General features: G+C 69.6%; 17 protein-coding genes and 1 riboswitch. Of the genes, 9 read left to right on the plus strand and 8 right to left on the minus strand.

The window, feature by feature from the left end; all coding sequences use genetic code 11:
- The first annotated feature begins 350 nt into the window (after window positions 1-350).
- A complete protein-coding gene (locus tag ACIBHY_RS34770; RefSeq protein WP_397308909.1) occupies window positions 351-2,399 on the plus strand; it encodes a S9 family peptidase in 2,049 nt (682 codons plus the stop codon).
- The gene (gene mgrA, locus ACIBHY_RS34775; RefSeq protein ID WP_397254301.1) at window positions 2,396-3,379 is read left to right on the plus strand and encodes an L-glyceraldehyde 3-phosphate reductase; all 984 of its coding nucleotides are present in this window, start codon (window positions 2,396-2,398) and stop codon (window positions 3,377-3,379) included. The genes ACIBHY_RS34770 and mgrA overlap by 4 nt, the downstream gene beginning before the upstream one ends.
- On the opposite strand, the gene ACIBHY_RS34780 is transcribed toward mgrA, so the two are convergent.
- Window positions 3,376-5,781 carry a flippase-like domain-containing protein gene (locus ACIBHY_RS34780; RefSeq protein ID WP_397308910.1) on the minus strand — a complete coding sequence of 802 codons (2,406 nt, stop codon included), beginning with the start codon at window positions 5,779-5,781 and terminating at the stop codon, window positions 3,376-3,378. The genes mgrA and ACIBHY_RS34780 overlap by 4 nt on opposite strands.
- 415 nt (window positions 5,782-6,196) lie before the next feature.
- Here ACIBHY_RS34780 and ACIBHY_RS34785 point away from each other — a divergent pair, with 415 nt between their 5' ends.
- From ACIBHY_RS34785 to ACIBHY_RS34795, 3 genes are all read left to right on the plus strand, one after another.
- Window positions 6,197-7,285: a M28 family peptidase gene (locus tag ACIBHY_RS34785; RefSeq protein WP_397308911.1), complete on the plus strand. Its 1,089-nt coding sequence runs from the start codon at window positions 6,197-6,199 to the stop codon at window positions 7,283-7,285.
- A gap of 91 nt (window positions 7,286-7,376) precedes the next feature.
- Entirely contained in the window at window positions 7,377-8,930 is a 1,554-nt protein-coding gene (locus ACIBHY_RS34790; RefSeq protein WP_397308912.1) for a M28 family peptidase, read from the plus strand.
- 56 nt (window positions 8,931-8,986) lie between these two features.
- Complete coding sequence (locus tag ACIBHY_RS34795; protein WP_397308913.1) at window positions 8,987-10,978, plus strand: molybdopterin-dependent oxidoreductase; 1,992 nt, start codon at window positions 8,987-8,989, stop codon at window positions 10,976-10,978.
- Here the strand turns inward: ACIBHY_RS34795 and ACIBHY_RS34800 are convergent.
- Complete coding sequence (locus tag ACIBHY_RS34800; protein WP_397254309.1) at window positions 10,965-11,894, minus strand: GNAT family N-acetyltransferase; 930 nt, start codon at window positions 11,892-11,894, stop codon at window positions 10,965-10,967. The two genes, ACIBHY_RS34795 and ACIBHY_RS34800, sit on opposite strands and share 14 nt — an antisense overlap.
- A 75-nt stretch (window positions 11,895-11,969) precedes the next feature.
- Between ACIBHY_RS34800 and ACIBHY_RS34805 the strand changes: the two genes are divergently transcribed.
- Window positions 11,970-12,410 (plus strand): hypothetical protein, encoded by a 441-nt coding sequence (locus ACIBHY_RS34805; protein WP_379613964.1) that lies wholly within the window; start codon window positions 11,970-11,972, stop codon window positions 12,408-12,410.
- Here ACIBHY_RS34805 and ACIBHY_RS34810 read toward each other — a convergent pair.
- The 5 genes from ACIBHY_RS34810 to ACIBHY_RS34830 form a co-directional block, all read right to left on the minus strand.
- Window positions 12,379-13,293, minus strand: coding sequence for an NADPH:quinone oxidoreductase family protein (locus tag ACIBHY_RS34810; protein WP_397254310.1), 915 nt, complete (start codon window positions 13,291-13,293; stop codon window positions 12,379-12,381). The two genes, ACIBHY_RS34805 and ACIBHY_RS34810, sit on opposite strands and share 32 nt — an antisense overlap.
- A complete protein-coding gene (locus ACIBHY_RS34815; protein ID WP_397254312.1) occupies window positions 13,290-13,757 on the minus strand; it encodes an SRPBCC family protein in 468 nt (155 codons plus the stop codon). The genes ACIBHY_RS34810 and ACIBHY_RS34815 overlap by 4 nt, the downstream gene beginning before the upstream one ends.
- A 24-nt stretch (window positions 13,758-13,781) precedes the next feature.
- The gene (locus tag ACIBHY_RS34820) at window positions 13,782-14,165 is read right to left on the minus strand and encodes a VOC family protein (RefSeq protein WP_379613970.1); all 384 of its coding nucleotides are present in this window, start codon (window positions 14,163-14,165) and stop codon (window positions 13,782-13,784) included.
- Window positions 14,166-14,260: 95 nt separating this feature from the next.
- On the minus strand, window positions 14,261-14,587 hold the full coding sequence (locus ACIBHY_RS34825) for a DMT family transporter (protein ID WP_397308914.1): 327 nt from the start codon (window positions 14,585-14,587) through the stop codon (window positions 14,261-14,263).
- A 35-nt stretch (window positions 14,588-14,622) separates the two neighbouring features.
- Window positions 14,623-14,682, minus strand: a riboswitch (guanidine-III (ykkC-III) riboswitch).
- Between the two features lie 4 nt (window positions 14,683-14,686).
- Complete coding sequence (locus ACIBHY_RS34830; protein WP_397308915.1) at window positions 14,687-15,505, minus strand: class I SAM-dependent methyltransferase; 819 nt, start codon at window positions 15,503-15,505, stop codon at window positions 14,687-14,689.
- A 103-nt stretch (window positions 15,506-15,608) separates the two neighbouring features.
- On the opposite strand from ACIBHY_RS34830, the gene ACIBHY_RS34835 reads away from it, so the two are divergent.
- From ACIBHY_RS34835 to ACIBHY_RS34845, 3 genes are read left to right on the plus strand one after another with little or no spacing between them, the layout of a single operon-like run.
- A complete protein-coding gene (locus ACIBHY_RS34835) occupies window positions 15,609-17,414 on the plus strand; it encodes an acyl-CoA dehydrogenase (protein WP_397308916.1) in 1,806 nt (601 codons plus the stop codon).
- A 55-nt stretch (window positions 17,415-17,469) separates the two neighbouring features.
- Window positions 17,470-18,408 carry an MBL fold metallo-hydrolase gene (locus tag ACIBHY_RS34840; protein WP_397254316.1) on the plus strand — a complete coding sequence of 313 codons (939 nt, stop codon included), beginning with the start codon at window positions 17,470-17,472 and terminating at the stop codon, window positions 18,406-18,408.
- A gap of 60 nt (window positions 18,409-18,468) precedes the next feature.
- Window positions 18,469-18,693 (plus strand): hypothetical protein, encoded by a 225-nt coding sequence (locus tag ACIBHY_RS34845; protein ID WP_184970254.1) that lies wholly within the window; start codon window positions 18,469-18,471, stop codon window positions 18,691-18,693.
- Here ACIBHY_RS34845 and ACIBHY_RS34850 read toward each other — a convergent pair.
- Entirely contained in the window at window positions 18,690-18,983 is a 294-nt protein-coding gene (locus ACIBHY_RS34850) for a Dabb family protein (RefSeq protein ID WP_397105504.1), read from the minus strand. The genes ACIBHY_RS34845 and ACIBHY_RS34850 overlap by 4 nt on opposite strands.
- Between the last annotated feature and the right edge of the window lie 3 nt (window positions 18,984-18,986).

Below are 18,986 nucleotides of genomic sequence, written 5' to 3' on the forward strand. Positions count from 1 at the left end.
AGTTCTCAAGAAACGGACGCGTTTTCCAGCGGCTCATTTCGTTGTGTCTTAATTCTTTCAGCCGGTCCGCTTGGTGTCAAATTGACACTCGCGGGCTGACCTGCGGGAATTTCGACCACCCCGTCTCCGGGGCAACCCCTCTAACTTACTCGCTCCGAGACCGACAAGCAAATCGATCATCAGAACCAGCGCGTTGCAAGGGGATACCGACTCAGCACACGCCAGAGCCACCCGAGAGAGGTGGTTGGTTGCGCCGCACTGCGTCGGCTTTAGAAGATTAGCAGCGCCCCAGACCACTCGGGACACCTTCCGCAACACAGAACGATCACAGCCGAACATAGACTCCCCCCGTGAGCAGGAACACGCCGCCGACGGCGAAGAGGATCCCGACTGAGCGTCTCCATCACGGCGACACCGTGATCGACGAATACGCGTGGCTGACCGACAAGGAAGATCCCGACACGGTCTCCTATCTGGAAGCCGAGAACGCGTATCTCAAACAGGAGACCGCTCACCTGGCCGACCTCCAGGAGCAGGTTTTCCAAGAGATCAAGGGCAGGACCCAGGAAACCGACCTGTCCGTGCCCAGTCGTAAGGGCGCGTGGTGGTATTTCACCCGTACCGAGGAGGGCAAGCAATACGCCGTCTCCTCCCGGGTCCCCGCCACCGGCGACGAACCTCCGGAGATCCAGCCGGGCAAGGTTCTCGACCACGAGCAGGTGCTGCTGGACGGCAACGCGCTGGCCGGCGACAGCCCGTTCTTCTCGGTCGGCACCAGCGCGGTCTCCCCCGACGGCACGATGCTGGCCTACTCCACCGACTACAAGGGCGCCGAGCGCTTCACCCTGCGCTTCAAGAACCTGACCACCGGCGAGACACTCCCCGACGAGATCGAGGACATCTTCTACGGCGGCGCCTGGTCCGCCGACGGCTCGACGTTCTTCTACACCCGGGTCGACGACGCCTGGCGCCCCCACCAGGTCTACCGCCACACCCTCGGCACCCATGACGACGTCCTGGTGTACGAGGAGTCCGACGAGCGGTTCTGGGTCGGCATCGGCCTGACCCGCAGCGAGCGCTACCTGGTCCTGGGCGCCGGCAGCAAGATCACCAGCGAGGTGCGCCTCCTGGCCGCCGACGACCCTTCCGGCGAGTTCCAGCTGGTACGCCCCCGCGAGACCGGCGTCGAATACGGCGTCGAGCACGCCGGAGACTTCTTCTACGTGCTGCACAACAAGGCCGCCGAGAACTTCGAGATCGCCACCGCCCCCCTCGGCTCCCCTGGCGACTGGACGCCGCTGATCGAGCACCGCGAGGACACCCGCCTGCTGGAGATCGACGCCTTCGAGAACCACGCCGTGGTGCACTTCCGCCGCGAAGGTCTCACCGGCCTGCGGATCCTGCCCAAGGACGCGGACGCGTACGAGATCGACTTCCCCGAGCCCCTCTACGACGTCGGGCCCGCGGGCAACCCCGAGTTCTCCACCGGCAGGCTCCGGCTGGCCTACACCAGCATGATCACGCCGCCCAGCATCTACGACTACGACCTGGCCACGCACGAGCTGATCCTGCTCAAGCAGCGTCCGGTGCTCGGCGGCTACGACCCGGGCGACTACGAGCAGGTCCGGGAGTGGGCCACGGCCGAGGACGGCACCCGCGTCCCGATCTCGATCGTCAAGCGCAAGGACGCCGCCAAGCCCGCCCCCACCGTCCTGTACGGCTACGGCAGCTACGAGACCTCCATCGACCCGAGCTTCTCCGTGGCCAGGCTGTCCCTGCTCGACCGCGGGTTCGTCTTCGCCATCGCGCACGTGCGCGGCGGCGGCGAGATGGGCCGCCGCTGGTACGAAGAGGGCAAGATGACCCGCAAGAAGAACACCTTCACCGACTTCGTGGCCGCCGCGAAGCACCTGAAGGCGGCGGGCTGGAGCGAACGGGTGGTCGCCAGGGGCGGTTCGGCCGGCGGCCTGCTGATGGGCGCGGTCGCGAACCTGGCTCCGGAGGAGTTCGCGGGCGTGGTGGCCGAGGTGCCGTTCGTGGACGCGCTGAACACGATCCTCGATCCGTCGCTCCCGCTGACCGTGATTGAGTGGGACGAGTGGGGCGATCCGCTGCACAACCCCGATGTCTACGCCTACATGAAGAGCTACACGCCTTACGAGAACGTGGACGGCCGGCCGTACCCGCCGATCCTCGCGATCACGAGCCTGAACGACACGCGCGTCCTCTACCACGAGCCGGCGAAGTGGATCGCCAGGCTGCGGGCGGTCGCGAACGGCGGGCCGTTCCTGCTGAAGACGGAGATGGGCGCCGGGCACGGCGGCCGCAGCGGACGTTACGACGCGTGGCGCGAGGAGGCGTTCGCGCTCTCCTGGATCATCGAGAGGGGCACCGCATGACCTACCAGGCCGACGAGGGCCGGTATCAGGACCGCATGCCGTACAACCGGAGCGGGCGCAGCGGGCTCAAGCTGCCCGCGGTCTCGCTGGGGTTGTGGCACAACTTCGGCGACGACCGTCCGCTGGAGAACTCGCGCTCGATCCTGCGGCGGGCCTTCGACCTGGGCGTGACGCACTTCGACCTGGCCAACAACTACGGCGTGCCGTACGGCTCGGCGGAGCGCAACTTCGGGACGATCTTCGCCCAGGACTTCGCGCGATACCGGGACGAGCTGATCATCTCGACGAAGGCCGGCTACGACATGTGGCCAGGGCCGTATGGGGAGTGGGGCTCGCGCAAGTACGTGCTGGCCAGCCTCGACCAGTCGCTCACCCGCATGGGGCTTGACCATGTCGACGTCTTCTACAGTCACCGGCCCGATCCGGAGACGCCGTTCGAGGAGACGATGGGCGCGCTGGACCACGCGGTGCGGTCGGGGAAGGCGCTGTACGCGGGCATCTCCAACTACTCGGCCGAGCAGACCGCGCAGGCGGCCAGGATCATGCGCGAGCTGGGCACGCCGCTGCTGATCCACCAGCCGTCCTACTCGATGATCAACCGGTGGATCGAGGACGGGCTGCTGGACGCTCTGGAGGACGCGGGGATGGGCTGCATCGTCTACTCGCCGCTGGCCCAGGGGCTGCTGACCGACCGCTACCTGAAGGACGTGCCGGCGGACTCGCGGGCGGCGACCAGCAGGTTCCTGTCGGCCGAGCGGGCGGAGCGCGATCGCGAGCTGGCCCGTGGTCTCAACGGCATCGCCGAGCAGCGCGGCCAGACGCTCGCCCAGATGGCCCTGTCCTGGGCCATGCGCGACCCCCGGGTCACCAGCGTGCTGATCGGCGCGAGCAGCGTGAAGCAGTTGGAGGACAACGTGGCCTGCGTGAACGGCCCAGCCTTCACCGAGGACGAACTGGCCCGGATCGACAAGCTTGTTTAGAGGGCCTCGTGCTTCTGCAGCCACGTGAAGGCCGCCCAGCCGGGGAGGACGGGGAGCCAGAACGTGAGCAGGCGGTAGAGCAGGACGGCGGAGGTGGCCACGGCGCTGTCGACGCCGGCCACCGTGAGGCCGCCCGCGAGCGCGAGTTCGACCGCGCCCAGACCACCCGGTGTGGGCGCGGCCGAGCCGATCGCGTTGGCGGTCAGGAAGACCACGGCGACGGCGGTGAAGGAGATGTCGCCGCCGAACGCGGAGACGCAGGCGTCGAGGCAGGTCACGAACGCGATCGTGATCATCACGGTCCCGGCGAAGCCCTCGAACATCTTCCGAGGCGACTGCAGCACGTCCAGCAGGCGCGGCAGCACGTTCGAGAAGAGTGAGCGCAGCCGCTTGGTGAGCATCCTGCGCAGCGGCGGCACGCCGAGCACGGCCACGATCAGCACCGCGACGGCCAGCATCACCAGGACCAGCCCGCGCGTGGGCGTGAACGAGGTGGCGGTGTTGGACCCGGTGATGTAGGCGAACAGCAGCAGCAGGCTGATGTGCGCGATCAGCATGACGAGCTGCGAGGCGCCCACGCTGGCCACGGCCGAGGCGGGCGGGATGCCGCGCTTCTGCAGGTAGCGGGTGTTGATCGCGACGGCGCCCACCGCGGGCGGCGCGACCAGCTTCACGAACGACGAGGCGAACTGCACCAGCACCGTCCGCCGCAGCGGCAGCGGCTCCGGCACGAACCCGCGCAGCATGAGCGCGGCGGCGATGAAGCTGACGAACGAGGCGGCCAGCGCCAGCAGCGACCAGGCCCAGTTGGCGGTGGTGATGACGGTGACGAGGTTGACCTGGCTGAGCTGGGACAGCAGGAAGTAGGCGGCCAGCGTGCTGGCGATGATCGTGACCAGCGTGCGCGGACGGAACCGCTCCAGCCGGATCTCCTCGATCTTGGCCTGCGGCTTGAGCGCCTCGATCTGCTCCCGGATGGCCGACAGCAGGCCCTTGTCCTTGGCCAGCGCGGACCGTGTCTGGCGGGTCAGCGCGATCTTCTGCAGCAGCGGCATCGCCCCGGCCAGCGCGTCCTCGCCCACGACCCGGGCGGCGGAGGCGACCGAGCGTTCGGCCCCGACGCGCAGCGCGAGATAGGTGAGCAGCTGGACGACGTCGAGCCGCAGCAGCAGGTCGCCGGCGGCGATCTCGCCGCTTCTGGCGTCGGTGAGCACGACCCGGCCGTCGGCGTCGACGTGGATGCTGTCGCCGGTCAGCCGCCGGTGGGCCAGTCGCTGCAGGCGCAGCAGTTCGAGCTGCTCCCAGATCTGGGCGAGCAGGTCGTCGTCGATCTCGGAGTCGGGCAGCGCGTCGAGGGGGCGGGTGCTGAGGTGCTCGTAGGCGAGGAGCGCGGCTTCGGTGCCGACCTCGCTGGTGCCGAGCAGGCGCGGGGTCGAGGCCCCCGCCGCCTGCGCGGCGTAGGCCATGAGCGCCTCGCGTTCCAGCTCCGCGCGCAGCGACCTGATCGCCCTGCGCCTGGTCTCGGAGTTGAGCCTGATGCGCCGCCACAGCCGGTACGGCAGGCCGGCCACCTGCCGGTCACGGTCGAGAACGGTGACGTCGAGGCTGCTGCCGTCGTGCAGCCCGATGGCGTAGCGGCGGCTGCCCTGGTGGTCGTCTTCGATCCGCCGGGCGCTGACCGGCTGGAAGGAGAGCTTGCGCAGGGCGGCGATCACCGCGGTGCCGGGGGGCCTGGTGTTGGGGCTGCCGACGCCGTACAGCGTGCCGTAGCCGATGGCCATGCCGGCCACGATCGTCACCATCGCGCTGGGCAGCGTGAGCTGCTTGCTGGTGAACAGCGAGAGCACGTCGAGCGCGATGACCGTCCAGATCAGCGCCCGCCAGGTGGGTCTGCGTGAGATGCGTACGGCGGTGCTGTAGGCGACCACCGAGGCGAGCAGGGTGTTGAACGGCTCCACCCCCGGCCGGTTGCCGGTGAGCAGTTGCCGCAGGTCGCCGGCGGCGTCGGAGGACATGACCCATTCGCCGATGAGGAACGAGCCGACCAGGCCGATGATCGCCGCGATGAGGCCTTCCGCCACGCGCAGGCCGTCGCGGTGGAAGACGCGCTCGACCGCGAAGGCGACCGGCACGACGAGCACCGCGCCGCCGCCGAGGAAGGCGGCGACCCGGCTGAGCAGGTTGGGGACGAGGTTGGCGCCCTCGGCCACGTCGCCGGCCAGGCCGTTCAGCGTCTGCTTGGCGACCAGTGACAGCAGGACGACCGCGGCGAGCGCGAGCAGGGCGGCGATGAAGCGCAGCAGGTCGGAGGGGCGGCGCAGGCGTTGCGGGAGGAGCGGTTCGACGACGTAGACCTCTGGGTCCCTGTCGCCGGCCTCCGTTTCATGGCGCGGCTCAGCCACGGCCGGTTCCCTCTCCGAGAGGCCCGCCGCGTTGTCGCGTTCTCTGATTTCCGCCACCGTCCGCGATTCTGCACCTTCCAGGCCAGACCGTACGATCTTTGGCCTCTAGTGTCCCCAATCGTCACCTGAGTCAACGCCCCGGGTAAGGACTCGACCAGCGACGACGCGTCTAACCCCGGTGCGCGGCCAACGTTGGCATCCTCAGGCCATGATCACTCATACGATGCTGATCCTGGCCCTAGCCGCGCCGGGCGAACCGCTCGTAGATGCGGTCAAGGTGGACAACGTACTAGGACATCTCCAGGCCTTCCAAGCCATCGCTGACGCACATGGGGGCACCCGGGCAGCCGGCACGCCCGGATACGACGCATCTGCAGCCTATGTGGCCGCGCGGCTACGTGACGCGGGTTACACCGTGCGGCTTCAGCCGTTCGCCTTCGACTTCTACCGGGAGCTGGCGCCGGCGGTGGTGGAGGGCGGCGGGAGGCGCCTCACCGGAGTGACCACATTGAGGTACTCCGGCGGCGGCGACGTGAACGCGGCGCCGCAGGAGGCGGGCGAGGGGTGCTCGGCCCGTGACTTCAAGGGTTTTCGCGCCGGGCGGATCGCGGTGACGCGGCGCGGGACGTGCATGTTCGAGGTGAAGGCGCGCAACGCGGCGGCCGCGGGGGCCAAGGCGCTGATCGTGGTCGACCAGAAGGGTTCCTTCGCGGGGAGCGCGGGGACGCCGCAGCCGATCCCGGTCGTGGGGGTGCCGCCGGAGGCGGGCGCGCAGGTGACCAGGCTGAAGAAGGTCCGGGTCACGACGAAGACCGTGAGCGAGGAGCGCATCACGCACAACGTGCTGGCCGAGACGCGGGGCACGGGCAAGGCGGTGATGGTCGGGGCGCACCTGGACTCGACGCTGGACGGGCCGGGCATCAACGACAACGGCTCGGGCAGCGCGGCGATCCTGGAGATCGCGCTGCGGGCGGCGCGTACGCCGTTGCGGCAGCCGGTGCGGTTCGCCTGGTGGGGCGCGGAGGAGGTGGGCCTGCTCGGGTCCGGCCACTACGTGCGGAGCCTGCCGGAGACCGATCGCAAGAAGATCGAGGCCTACCTGAACCTCGACATGATCGCCTCGCCGAACCACACGTTCGCGATCTTCGACGGCGACGACTCGGAGCGCACGGGCGCGGGCGCGGGGCCGAAGGGCTCGGCCAGGGTGGAGCGGGCGTTCCAGCGGTACTTCCGCGAGCGCGGGCTGCCGTTCCGCGCCGCCGATCTGACGGGCCGTTCGGACTACGGGCCGTTCATGGCGGCCGGGATCGCCTCCGGCGGGCTGTTCACCGGCGGCGAGGAGAAGAAGATGGAGAAGGAAGCCGGTCTGTTCGGCGGTACGGCGGGCCAGCCGCTCGACAAGTGCTACCACCAGGCCTGCGACACGTTGCGCAACGTCAGCGTGAAGGTGCTGGAGGTGACGGCGGACGCGGTCGCGGCGGTCGTCAGCCGCCTGGCCGCATAACAACTCCGGGGCAACATCTTCCCCAATAACCCCCCTTCAGAATACTTTTCACGCTATCGGGGGGATCGTTTCATCTTTACCGAGGAGCCATATGCGTCGTCGCCTGTCCGCAGGCGTGCTGGGTGCGGCCGCGCTCGCACTCGTCACCCCCCTGGCCCTGTCCGCTCCCGCGTACGCCGACCACGGCCGCGATCCCGCCCGCCAGCTCGTCCAGGCCGTCAAGGGCAAGCACGTCGAACGCCACCTGCGGGTGCTCGACCTGATCGCCAAAGCCGGCGGCGGCACCCGCGTCTCCAGCAGCCGCGGCCACGAGCTGTCGCGTGACTACGTGGCCACGCTGCTGCGCGCCGTCGGGTACAAGGTGACGGTCCAGCCGTTCGAGTTCACCTTCGACGGCTACCGGACCAAGCCCGTGCTCGAACGGCTCTCGCCCAGTCCCAAGGCCTACAAGAACGGCTTCTTCAACGACTACGTCGCGATGGGCGACTCCCCCGCCGGCGGCGTCACCGGGCAGATCCAGGCCGTGGACCTGGTGCTGCCGCCGACGCCCCAGCCGTCGTCCACCTCGGGCTGCGAGCCGGCCGACTTCGCCGGCTTCGTCAAGGGCCGCGTGGCGCTGCTGCAGCGCGGCACCTGCAACTTCGGGGTCAAGGCGAAGAACGCGCAGGACGCCGGAGCCAGTGCGGTGATCGTCCTCAACGAGGGCCAGCCCGGACGCACCGACGTGGACCTCAACCCGGCGCTCAGCGACCCGTCGATCACGATCCCGTCCTTCTTCACGAGTTTCGCCGTGGGCTCAGACCTGGCCGCGACGCCCGGGGCCACCGTGAAACTGAACTGGGACCCGCTGGTCGAGCAGCGCACCACCTACAACGTGATCGCCGAGTCGCGCGGCGGCCGGGCCGACAACGTCGTGATGATGGGCGCCCATCTGGACAGCGTGCAGGAGGGGCCGGGCATCAACGACAACGGCTCGGGCTCCGCCGGAGTGCTGGAGGTGGCGCTCCAGATGGCCAGGTTCCAGCCGGTCAACAAGGTGCGGTTCGGGTTCTGGGGCGCGGAGGAGTTCGGGCTGCTGGGGTCGAAGCACTATGTCGAGTCGCTGTCGCAGGAGCAGAAGAACGCGGTCGGGCTCTACCTGAACTACGACATGATCGGCTCGCCGAACTTCGCGTACCACATCTACGACGGTGACGGCGATGCGTTCGGGGTGCCGGGTCCGGCCGGGTCGGCGCAGCTGGAGAAGGACTTCCAGGGGTTCTACGGGGCTCGCGGCCTGCCGTTCAAGCCGAGTGAGTTCGACGGGCGCTCGGACTACAAGGCCTTCATCGACGCCGGGATCGCCGGCGGCGGGTTGTTCACCGGGGCCGAGAAGAAGAAGACCGAGGAAGAGGCCAAGCTCTTCGGCGGTACGGCGGGCGAGCCGTACGACCCGTGCTACCACGGCGAGTGCGACACGATCAAGAACGTCGACGCGACCGCGCTGGACGTGAACTCCGACGCGATCGCGGCCCTGGCCGCCAAGTACACCTACAGCAAGGCGGCGCTGGACGCCATCCACGAACCGGGGGCGCCGCACACGCCGCCCGCGGCGCGGATGGCCGCCACCGTCACCCACGACGGGGTGCCTTCGGCGACGAGCTGACGGTGCGGGAGCGCCTCGGGGGAACCTCCGGGGCGCTCTTTCGTAAGCTGTGCGTTATGTCGGGAAATCTGCAGGTTTTGGGGGCGTGTCCGCTGGACTGCCCCGACACGTGCTCCTGGGTCGTCACCGTCGAGGACGGCGAGGCCGTCAAGATGCGCGGGAATCCCGACCAGCCGTACACGCGGGGCGCCCTTTGCGTGAAGGTCAACCGATATCTGGAGCACACGCGGGCGGCTGACCGGATTCTCCATCCGCTGCGCCGTACCGGGCCCAAGGGGTCGGGGCAGTTCGAGCGGATCAGCTGGGACGAGGCGCTCGACGAGATCGCCACCCGGTTGCGGAGCATCGTCGACGAGCACGGCGGCGAGGCGATCTGGCCCTACAACGGCACCGGGTCGCTCGGCTACGTGCAGGGGTGCGAGGGCGTGGCGGGGCGGCGGTTCTGGAACATGCTCGGCGCCTCCCGGCACTGGCTCAACATCTGCTCCTCCGCGGGCTCCTCCGGGCTGCGGCGCGCCAACGGCACCGCGGGCGGCATGGACCCGGAGAACCTCGCGCGGTCCAAGCTGATCCTGCTCTGGGGCACCAACACGCTGACCAGCGGGCACCACCTGTGGAAGTTCATCCAGGACGCGCGGGCCGACGGCGCGCACGTGGTGGCGATCGACCCGATCAGGACCCGTACCGCCGACCAGGCCGACGAGCACATCGCGATCCGGCCCGGCACCGACGCCGCGCTGGCGCTCGGCCTGCTCAACGTGGTGCTGGCCGAGGGCACACAGGACGAGGAGTACCTGGCCGCACATACCGAGGGCTGGGACGACTTCCGCGAAGAAATCCTGAAACATCCGGTGGAACGTGTGGCCGAGATCACCGGCATTCCCGCCGCGACCGTCCACAGCCTGGGGACGAGGCTCGCCCACACCCGCCCCACCGCGATCCGCGCCACGATGGGCATCCAGCGCCACGCCGGCGGCGGTACGGCCATGCGCACGATCACCGCCATCCCCGGCGTGACCGGCGACTGGCGACACCCGGGCGGCGGCGTGGCGTACTCGACCAGCGACCACGTGCACTTCACCATCGACACCCGCGAGGACCTGCTGGCCCAGCCGGTGCGCACGCTGGCCATGACCCGCCTGGCCGCGGAGCTGCCGTCGGTGAAGTGCCTGTTCGTCTACGGCGCCAACCCGCTCGCCTCGACCTCCGACACCAACAGGATCCGCGGCGAGATGCTGCGCGAGGACCTGTTCACGGTGGTCATGGAGCACTTCCCCACCGACACCGCCGACTACGCCGACATCGTGCTGCCCGCGACCATGCAGACCGAGCACATGGACCTGCACGCCGGCTACGGCCACCTCTACCTGCTGTGGAACGAGCCCGCCGTCCCGCCGCCCGGCGAGTGCCTGTCCACGACGGAGACCTTCCGCCGCCTGGCCGAGCGCATGGGCATGACCGAGCCGTCGTTGTTCGACACGGACCTGGAGCTGGCCGAGCAGCTTCTGTCGAGCGGACATCCGTCGCTGGAGGGCGTCACGCTCGACCGGTTGCGCAAGGAGGGATGGGTGCGGATGAGCTACCCCAAACCCTTCGCGCCCTTCGCCGACGGCTTCCCGACCCGGTCGGGACGGCTGCGCTTCCCGCCGCCCGGCAAGGCCTACGTGCCGCCGAACTCGGCGGGCAAGGACGGGCTGACGCTGATCACCCCGGCCGCGCACACGTTCCTCAACACGATCTTCGGCAACAATCCCGAGCTGCGGAAGAGGTCGAAGGAGCCGGTGGTCCTGGTCAACGCGGCCGACGCGGCGGCGCGCGGGCTGGCCGACGGCCAGCGGGTGCGCGTGCACAACGCCAACGGCGAGTTCCTGGCCGACGTGGAGATCAGCGACCGGGTGGCCGCCGGGGTCGTGGCCTCGCCGAAGGGCCGCTGGCCGAAGTTCTCGCCCGGCGGCTCCGGCCCGAACGCCGTGGTGGACGAGCGCGACGCCGACATGGGCAAGGGCGCCGTCTACCACGACAACATCGTCGAGCTCACGCCGGTGTGAGCGGCAGCTTGAACCCTTCGTGAGACTGGGCGTAGCCGAGGGAGCGGTAGAAGCGGTGCGCTTCCTCGCGCTGCTTGTCCGAGGTGAGCTGCACCATCACGCAGCCGCGTGCCCGGCCCTTGGCGTGGGCCCACTCCATCATCTTGCGGCCCCAGCCCTGGCCGCGCAGGTGGGCGGCGACGCGTACCGCCTCGACCTGGAGGCGGGTGGCGCCGTTGCGGGAGATGCCGGGGATGTAGGTGAGCTGCATCGTGCCGACGATCTCACCCTTCAGCTCGGCCACGATCAGCTCGTTGTTCGGGTCTGCCTGGATGGCGGCGAAGGCGGACTCGTGGGCGGGGCCGTACGTGCCGGTGCGGCGGGCGGCGACCGCGTCGTCGGCGATGAGGGCCACCACGGCGGGGACGTCCTCGGCCCGCGCCTCGCGGAACACCAGCGACAGCACGTACTGGGAGTCCTGGAGCGACGGGTTGGACGGCAGTCCCATGACCTTGCCCGTGGGCACGAAACCCTTGCCCGCGTACAGGGCGCGGGCGGCGGTGTTCACGTCGACGGCCCAGAGCTCGACCTCCTCGGCCTGCCTGCCGCGCGCCCAGGCGATCACCTCGTCCACCAGCCGCGAGCCGACCTTGGCTCCCCTGGCCTCAGGGGCGACCCACATGGACAGCAGGTGCACGTGCTCCGGCCGCTCGGCGAGGCCGTAGACCATGCCGTGGATCGCACCGTCCGCCGTGGCGGCGAAGAACACCGAATCCGGATTCTCCAGGCGTTCGATCCATTTCTCCGCGGGGAAGGCGGCCTCGCGCTCATAGGTGGATCCGAACGCGTCGGGAGAGTCGGCGAGGGCGCGCAGCCGTACCTCGCGCAGGCGCTCGGCGTCGGCCGTGGTCAGGCGTTCAATGGTGAATTCAGGCATGTCCGCATCATGTCAGGGACGGGTCAGGGTCCATCCCCGATGTGAACAAGGGCCGTGAAAGGGCAACCTGAGGCCATGAACGAAATCAGCCGACGCGACGAGATGTCGCTTTCCGGCGCCGCCCTCCGCGGCGCCCCCTGGAAGGCCGCCGTGGTCGGTGGCGGCGCCACCGCCGCCATCGCCTGGGTGTTCTCCGGGTTCGACGACATGGCCTGGGCGCTCGGCCTGGGCATCAACCTGTTCGCGCTGATCGCCGCGATCGGCGCGGTCGCCAAGCCGGACGTGAGTGACCGGGTGACCCGGCAGGCCAGGATGTGGTCGCTCAAGCACCCGTGGAAGTTCGCGCTCCTGCCGGCCGGAATCTCGGCCGTCCTGGACTACCCGGTGCAGTTGGTGCTCGACGGCGAGGGCGTCTTCGGGGCCGCGTGGGGCGCGCTGTGGCACGGTGCGCTGGTCTACCTGATCGCGGCCGTCCTGACGTTCGTCATGCAGGGACGAGCACGATCTTCCCAGTGACCCGCCGCTCCACCAGATCCGCCATGGCCTGCCCCGCCTGCTCCAGTGGCCGCACCTGCGGCGCCACGGGATCGATGCCCGGCATGGCCAGCAGTTCCTCCAGCATCGCCCGGTTCTCCGCCGCATGGGTCATGGACCACGCGCCCCAGTCCAGGCCCATGACGGACCGGCTGCGCAGCAGCACCTGGTTGGCGGGGAGCCGCGGGATCTCCCCGGAGGCGAAGCCCACCACCAGCAGCCGCCCGCGCTCGCGCAGCGCGCGCAGGGCCTGCTCCGACAGCGCGCCGCCGACAGGGTCGACCGCCACGTCCACCCCCCAGGCGCGCGCTGTGACCTTGAGGTCGTCGTAGCCGACGGCCTCGTCCGCCCCGGCCGTGATCGCCACCTCGCGCTTGGCCGCGCTCGACGCCGCCGCCAGTACGTCCGCTCCCAGCGCCTTGGCCACCTGAACCGCCGCCAGCCCGACCCCGCCGCCCGCGCCCAGCACCAGCACGCGCTCGCCCGGCCGCAGCCCCGCCCGCTCCCGCAGCGCGAACAGCGCCGTGCAATGGCTCTGCGCGAAGGCCGCCGCTCGCGCGGCGTCGAGATGATCAGGCAGCGGTACGGCCTGCGCCGCGTGCACCAGCACATGGCTGGCGAACCCGCCGAGACCGGTGATGGCCAGGACCCGCGTGCCGTCGGGAGTGCGCCCCGCCACCTCGTACCCGGGGGTGAACGGCAGCGGCGGCCTGATCTGGTAGCCGCCGCGCACCATGAGCCCATCGACGAAGTTCACCCCGGCCGCCTCGACCTCGATGAGCACCTGCCCGGGGCCCGGGACGGGGTCGGGGGCCTCGACGAGTTCGACGGGCTTGCCGTACTCGGTGCAGACGACCGCCTTCATCGGCGCTCCGCCACGCGCTTGAGGTTCTCCAGCGTCGTGGCCATGTTCGCGGTGTTGTGGCTGACCCGGTCGGGCACGTTGGTGGCCCAGCCGCCGACGACGCGCATGAACGCGCCGCGGGTGTCCCACGTCTTCTGTTCGACCAGGCAGCCCTCGTCGGTCGGTGTCAGGTCGAAGCGCCATACGGCCACGTCGAGCACTCCCCCGGCGCGGACGTGGTAGGCGAAGGCGCGGCCGGGTTCCGCGGCGGTGACCGTGCACCGGGTGGACCAGCGGCGGGCGCCGTTGCGGTTGCCGCCGACGAAGCGCGCGCCTCTTCTGGGCTCCTTGATCTCGCCGACCCAGCGGGCCCTGCGGCACTCGGCGTTCCAGGTGCCGAGGTTGGCGAGGTCGGTGATGAGCTCGTAGACCCGCTGTGCGGGGGCGGCGATCTCGATGCGTGCGGACGCGCTTGGCTCGCTCATGCCGCCAGTCTGGTTGACCGAACTTTATTCGGGCAAGCCTCTCTCGGCCTGGCTTCTGCAGACGTCGAACTCGTTGCCCTCGGGGTCGCGCATGACGACCCAGCCGACGCCGTCCGCGGTGCGGCGGTCGTCGAAGATCGTGGCGCCGAGGCCGAGCAGGCGCTCGACCTCCTGGTCGCGGGTGCGGCCCTCGGTGCCGTTGACGTCGAAGTGGATGCGGTTCTTGATCGTCTTGCCCTCGGGGACCTTGACGAACAGCAGGTAGGGGTCCTGTTTGGTGCGCAGCATCACTTCGTCGTCGCCGGGGACGTCGCCTTCGCCGAGCGGCAGGCCGGTGGCCTCCGACCACCAGACGGCCAGCTCGTAGGGGTTGGCCGCGTCGATGGTGACGGCATGGATCTCAATCATGGGGCCCAGTCAACCGAACACCACCAAAGCCGTCAAGGAGGTTATGCGGCCGTGCGGCAGGGGAACAGACCGCACGGCCGAGCCCGTGAGGGGGGTCAGTGGGCGGCGCCGCCCGCCAGGTTGAGGCCGACGACGCCGATGACGATGAGCGCGATGCTGGCGACCCGTGCGAACGACACGTTGTCCCCCATGGCGAGCATGCCCACGATCGCGGTGCCCACGGCGCCGATGCCGGTCCAGACGGCGTAGGCGGTGCCGACTTCAAGCGATTTGAGGCTGTAGGCCAGCAGGCCGAAGCTCAGGACCGCGAAGCCCAGGAACGAGATGGTCCACCACAGATGCGACAGCCCGTTGCTCATCTTGAGCGACAGGGCCATCACCACCTCGAAGGCGCCGGCGATGATGAGCAGGATCCACGCCATGACGATGCACTCCCTTGCGAACGAGTCGACAATGTCGTGCGTCGTCTTGGCGAACCGGGTACGGCGCGTCTCGTCCGGGAGCTTTGTCGCTCATTTCGTCTAACGGCGGGCGTTCTCCGATGATTCCCACCAGATCGTGACCCAGCGGTCACGCGGCACCGGCCACATGCCGAGCTCCATCGCGGTCTCCGCCACCTCGGGGGCGCGGGCGGGGTCGAGGCAGATGCGGTGGCAGGCGGAGGCGGCCAGTTCCTCCAGCGTGCCGAAGCGTTCCAGCGGCGACTCGCGCTCCTCCACCCGCACGCCGAAGCCCATGGCCGCGGCCAGCGCCACCACGTCTTCCGCGACGGGCCGCACGGGGCGGCGTACGTCGTGGAAGTGCTCCCATAGCGGAGCGAGCCAGCTCATCGGGTGGCGGTGGGTGAGCTCCAGCACGACGCGGTGGCGGGCGTGCGCGTCGAGTTCGCGCAGGAAGCCGGTGAGGTCGGGCACGTTGTAGACGACGTGCGCGGCCACGGCCACGTCGGCGACGGGCACCTCGGGCGCCACGTCGGGCCAGCGGCCCTCGACCCGGATGACCTCGACGCCGAGCTTGTCCGCCTTGGGGCCGAGTGCGGCCAGCATCTCGGGTGAGGTGTCCACGGCGATCACCGCGCTCAGGTGCTCGTGCAGCGGCAGCGAGGCGGCGCCCGCGCCCGCGCCGACGTCCAGGACGGTGCCGCCCTCTGGCAGGGCCTCGGCCAGGCGCGTCATCGTCGGGCCATGGTCGGGCTCGGCCAGCGCGCGGTCGGCGCGCGTGGCGAATCTGGCGGGATGGTGGCCCCACGGATCGGCCGTGGCGTTCTCCAGGATTTCCGGAGGAATGGCCCACGAACCCAGGCGCTCCCGCCACAGGGCGGAGAGCTCTTCGGCGTTCATGCAGACGAGCATGCCACGCATACCAGTGGTTACCCGCGGGTAGCATTTCTAGTAAGGTTACTGGCCAGTAGACTAACGCCGCGGTTCAAGGAGATCAGCAGCCATGGGCCACTACAAGAGCAACGTGCGCGACCTGGAGTTCAACCTCTTCGAGGTGTTCGGCCGCCGTGACATCCTCGGCACCGGGCCCTATGCGGAGGTCGACGAGGACGTCGCCCGGAGCATTCTCGACGAGGTCAACCGACTGTCCACGACCGTCCTTGCCGATTCGTTCGAGGAGGGCGACCGCACCCCGCCGGTCTTCGACCCCGCCACGAGCACCGTGACCGTCTCCGACGGCGTCAAGAAGTCCTACAAGGCGCTCGTGGACGGCGGCTGGGCGCATCTTGACCTGCCGGTCGATCTGGGCGGCCCCGGCATCCCGCGGACCCTCGCGTGGGCCACGGCCGAGATGGTCCTGGGCGCCAACCCGGCGCTGTACATGTACGCCGCCGGCCCCAATTTCGCCTACACCCTGTGGAAGACCGGCACCACCGACCAGAAGCGCTTCGCCGAACTGGCCATCGAGCGCAACTGGGGCGCCACCATGGTGCTCACCGAGCCCGACGCCGGCTCCGACGTCGGCGCGGGCCGCGCCAAGGCGATCCAGCAGCCCGACGGCACCTGGCACATCGAGGGCGTCAAGCGCTTCATCACCAGCGCCGAGCACGACATGTCGGAGAACATCTTCCACCTCGTGCTGGCCCGCCCCGAGGGCCACGGCCCCGGCACCAAGGGCCTGTCGATGTTCCTGGTTCCCAAGTACCACGTGAACCTGGAGACCGGCGAGCTCGGCGAGCGCAACGGCGCCTACGTCACCAACGTCGAGAAGAAGATGGGGCTCAAGGTCTCCACGACCTGCGAGCTCACCTTCGGCGACAAGCACCCGGCCATCGGCACCCTGGTCGGCGACGTGCACGAGGGCATCAAGCAGATGTTCATGGTCATCGAGCACGCCCGCATGATGGTCGGCACCAAGGCCATCGCCACCCTGTCCACCGGCTACCTGAACGCGCTGGAGTACGCCAAGTCCCGCGTCCAGGGCGCCGACCTGACCAAGATGACCGACAAGGCCGCCCCCCGCGTCACCATCACCCACCACCCCGACGTACGCCGCGAGCTCATGCTGCAGAAGGCCTACGCCGAGGGCATGCGCGCGCTGGTCATGTTCACCGCGACCTTCCAGGACGCCATCCAGATCAACCCGGACGACCAGGCCGCGCACGCCATGAACGACCTGCTCCTCCCGATCGTCAAGGGCGTCGGTTCCGAGCGCTCCTACGAGCTGCTCTCCCGCTCGCTGCAGACCCTGGGCGGCTCCGGCTACCTGCAGGACTACCCGATCGAGCAGTACATCAGAGACGCCAAGATCGACTCCCTCTACGAGGGCACCACCGCGATCCAGGGTCTCGACCTGTTCTTCCGCAAGATCCTGCGCAACCAGGGCGCCGCCGTCGGCTCCCTGCTGGCCGACATCAACGCCTTCGCCGCCTCCGAGGCGGGAAACGGCCGCCTGAAGGAGGAGCGCAAGCTCCTCGCCGAGGCCGCGGCCGGGGTCAAGGCCATGGGCGACACGATGGCCGGCTGGGCGCTGGGCTCGCTGGAGGCGCCGGGTGAGCTCTACAAGGTCGGCCTGAACTCCACCAGGTTCCTGCTGGCCCTCGGCGACCTCATCATCGGCTGGCTGCTGCTGCGCCAGTCGGAGGTTGCCCTGGCCCGCCTGTCCGAGGGCGAGGACGCCTTCTACCAGGGCAAGGTCGCCGCCGCCTCCTTCTTCGCCGGCACCGTCCTGCCGAGGATCGCCACCGAGCGGCGCATCCTCGACGCGACCGGGCTGGAGCTGATGGAGCTGCCGGAAGAGGCCTTCTGACCCAGGGGTCCGTGAAGACCGCCCGCCGCATCGGCGGGCGGTCTATTTTCGCTCCATGAGCTCATCGCGGCACGATCACCCCCTGCCCCCGGCCCGTGCGCACGAGGTCTCGGACGGCGTCCACGCCTACGTCCAGCCCGACGGCAGCTGGTGGATCAACAACACCGGCTTCCTCGTCGGCCGGCGCGGCGTGGTCAGCATCGACGCCTGCGCCACGGAACGCCGGACCAGGGCGCTGCGCGACGCGGTCGCGCGGGTGACCGACCGGCCGATCACCACGCTGGTCAACACCCACTACCACGGCGACCACACGTTCGGTAACTACCTCTTCCCCGAGGCCACGATCGTCGGGCACGAGCTGGCCAGGGCGATGATCCTGGCCGAAGGCATCCCCGACTACCGCGCGGCCTGGTCGGCCGAGGTGGAGTGGGGCGAGTTGGAGGCGGTGCCGCCGTTCCTCACCTTCACCGACCAGATCACGCTCCATGTGGATGAGCTGAGATGCGAGGTCAGGCATCCGGGGATGGCGGCGCACACGACGAACGACGTGTACGTGTGGATCCCGGAACGCCGGGTGCTGTTCTCCGGCGACCTGGTGTTCAACGGCGGCACGCCGTTCATGCTGACGGGCTCGGTGGCCGGGACGGTCGAGGTGCTCGACCAGATCAGGGAGCTCGGCGCGGAGACGATCGTCCCGGGGCACGGCGAACCGTGCGGGCCCGAGGTGATCGACCGGGTTCAGGAGTACGCGCGGTTCGTGCTGGCCACGGCCGAACAGGGGCGCGCGGCCGGGCTGACGCCGCTGGAGGCGGCCAGGGAGACCGACCTGGGGCCGTGGGCGGAGCTGCTGGATCCCGAGCGCGTCGTGGGCAACCTCCACCGCGCCTACGCCGAGCTGGACGGCCTGCCCAGAGGCGGACAGATCGACGTCGTGGCCGCCGTCATGGACATGATCACTTACAACGGCGGCCAGCCACTTACCTGCCTCGCGTGACGATCACCCATACTCGGGTATGACCGAGTGCGTACGCGCTCATTCCCTCCGGAGGTCGCCATGGGTGTCGGGGTCAGCATCTTCTTCCTCACGCTTGGCGCGATCCTGAGATTCGCGATCGATCCCAACGTGTTCGGCAGCGCCGTCCGCATGGACGTCATCGGCCTGATCTTCATGATCGTCGGCGGCGTGGGGGTGGTGCTGAGCATCGTGCTCGCGCCCAAGCGGGGCCGTACCTCCGACGACCGGCTGATGCACCGGGAGAACAACCCGCCGGAGGTCTAGAGCTCGACCTGGAGCGCCGCGCGGGCGGCGAGGATCGGCTTGATGCGCTCGGCGATGACGGCCTGGTGCACGGGGTGGTCCCGGTAGACCTCGTAGTCGGCGACCGAGTCGAACTCGGCCACGACCGCGAAGTCGGAGTTGCCCGCGCCCAGGCCGAGGTCGGTGCCGAGGTCGTAGCGGCGCAGCTGCGGGATCGCCGCGGGCAGCGCCGCCAGTCCCTCGGCCACGGCGGCCTTCTGGTCGTCGGTGGCCTCTTCTGACCAGGTCAGCAGCACGATGTGACGGATCATGCC

Source organism: Nonomuraea sp. NPDC050547, assembly GCF_044457345.1.
Classification (GTDB): domain Bacteria; phylum Actinomycetota; class Actinomycetes; order Streptosporangiales; family Streptosporangiaceae; genus Nonomuraea.

Bases quoted from the DNA above. Each gene is read 5' to 3' on its own strand.
- ACIBHY_RS34840 (WP_397254316.1), top strand. From the start codon at position 17,470: ATGAGCTCATCGCGGCACGATCACCCCCTGCCCCCGGCCCGTGCGCAC.
- ACIBHY_RS34850 (WP_397105504.1), bottom strand. From the start codon at position 18,983: ATGATCCGTCACATCGTGCTGCTGACCTGGTCAGAAGAGGCCACCGAC.
- ACIBHY_RS34820 (WP_379613970.1), bottom strand. From the start codon at position 14,165: ATGATTGAGATCCATGCCGTCACCATCGACGCGGCCAACCCCTACGAG.
- ACIBHY_RS34800 (WP_397254309.1), bottom strand. From the start codon at position 11,894: ATGCCTGAATTCACCATTGAACGCCTGACCACGGCCGACGCCGAGCGC.
- ACIBHY_RS34795 (WP_397308913.1), top strand. From the start codon at position 8,987: ATGTCGGGAAATCTGCAGGTTTTGGGGGCGTGTCCGCTGGACTGCCCC.
- ACIBHY_RS34845 (WP_184970254.1), top strand. From the start codon at position 18,469: ATGGGTGTCGGGGTCAGCATCTTCTTCCTCACGCTTGGCGCGATCCTG.
- mgrA (WP_397254301.1), top strand. From the start codon at position 2,396: ATGACCTACCAGGCCGACGAGGGCCGGTATCAGGACCGCATGCCGTAC.
- ACIBHY_RS34810 (WP_397254310.1), bottom strand. From the start codon at position 13,293: ATGAAGGCGGTCGTCTGCACCGAGTACGGCAAGCCCGTCGAACTCGTC.
- ACIBHY_RS34790 (WP_397308912.1), top strand. From the start codon at position 7,377: ATGCGTCGTCGCCTGTCCGCAGGCGTGCTGGGTGCGGCCGCGCTCGCA.
- ACIBHY_RS34830 (WP_397308915.1), bottom strand. From the start codon at position 15,505: ATGAACGCCGAAGAGCTCTCCGCCCTGTGGCGGGAGCGCCTGGGTTCG.
- ACIBHY_RS34825 (WP_397308914.1), bottom strand. From the start codon at position 14,587: ATGGCGTGGATCCTGCTCATCATCGCCGGCGCCTTCGAGGTGGTGATG.
- ACIBHY_RS34835 (WP_397308916.1), top strand. From the start codon at position 15,609: ATGGGCCACTACAAGAGCAACGTGCGCGACCTGGAGTTCAACCTCTTC.
- ACIBHY_RS34805 (WP_379613964.1), top strand. From the start codon at position 11,970: ATGAACGAAATCAGCCGACGCGACGAGATGTCGCTTTCCGGCGCCGCC.
- ACIBHY_RS34815 (WP_397254312.1), bottom strand. From the start codon at position 13,757: ATGAGCGAGCCAAGCGCGTCCGCACGCATCGAGATCGCCGCCCCCGCA.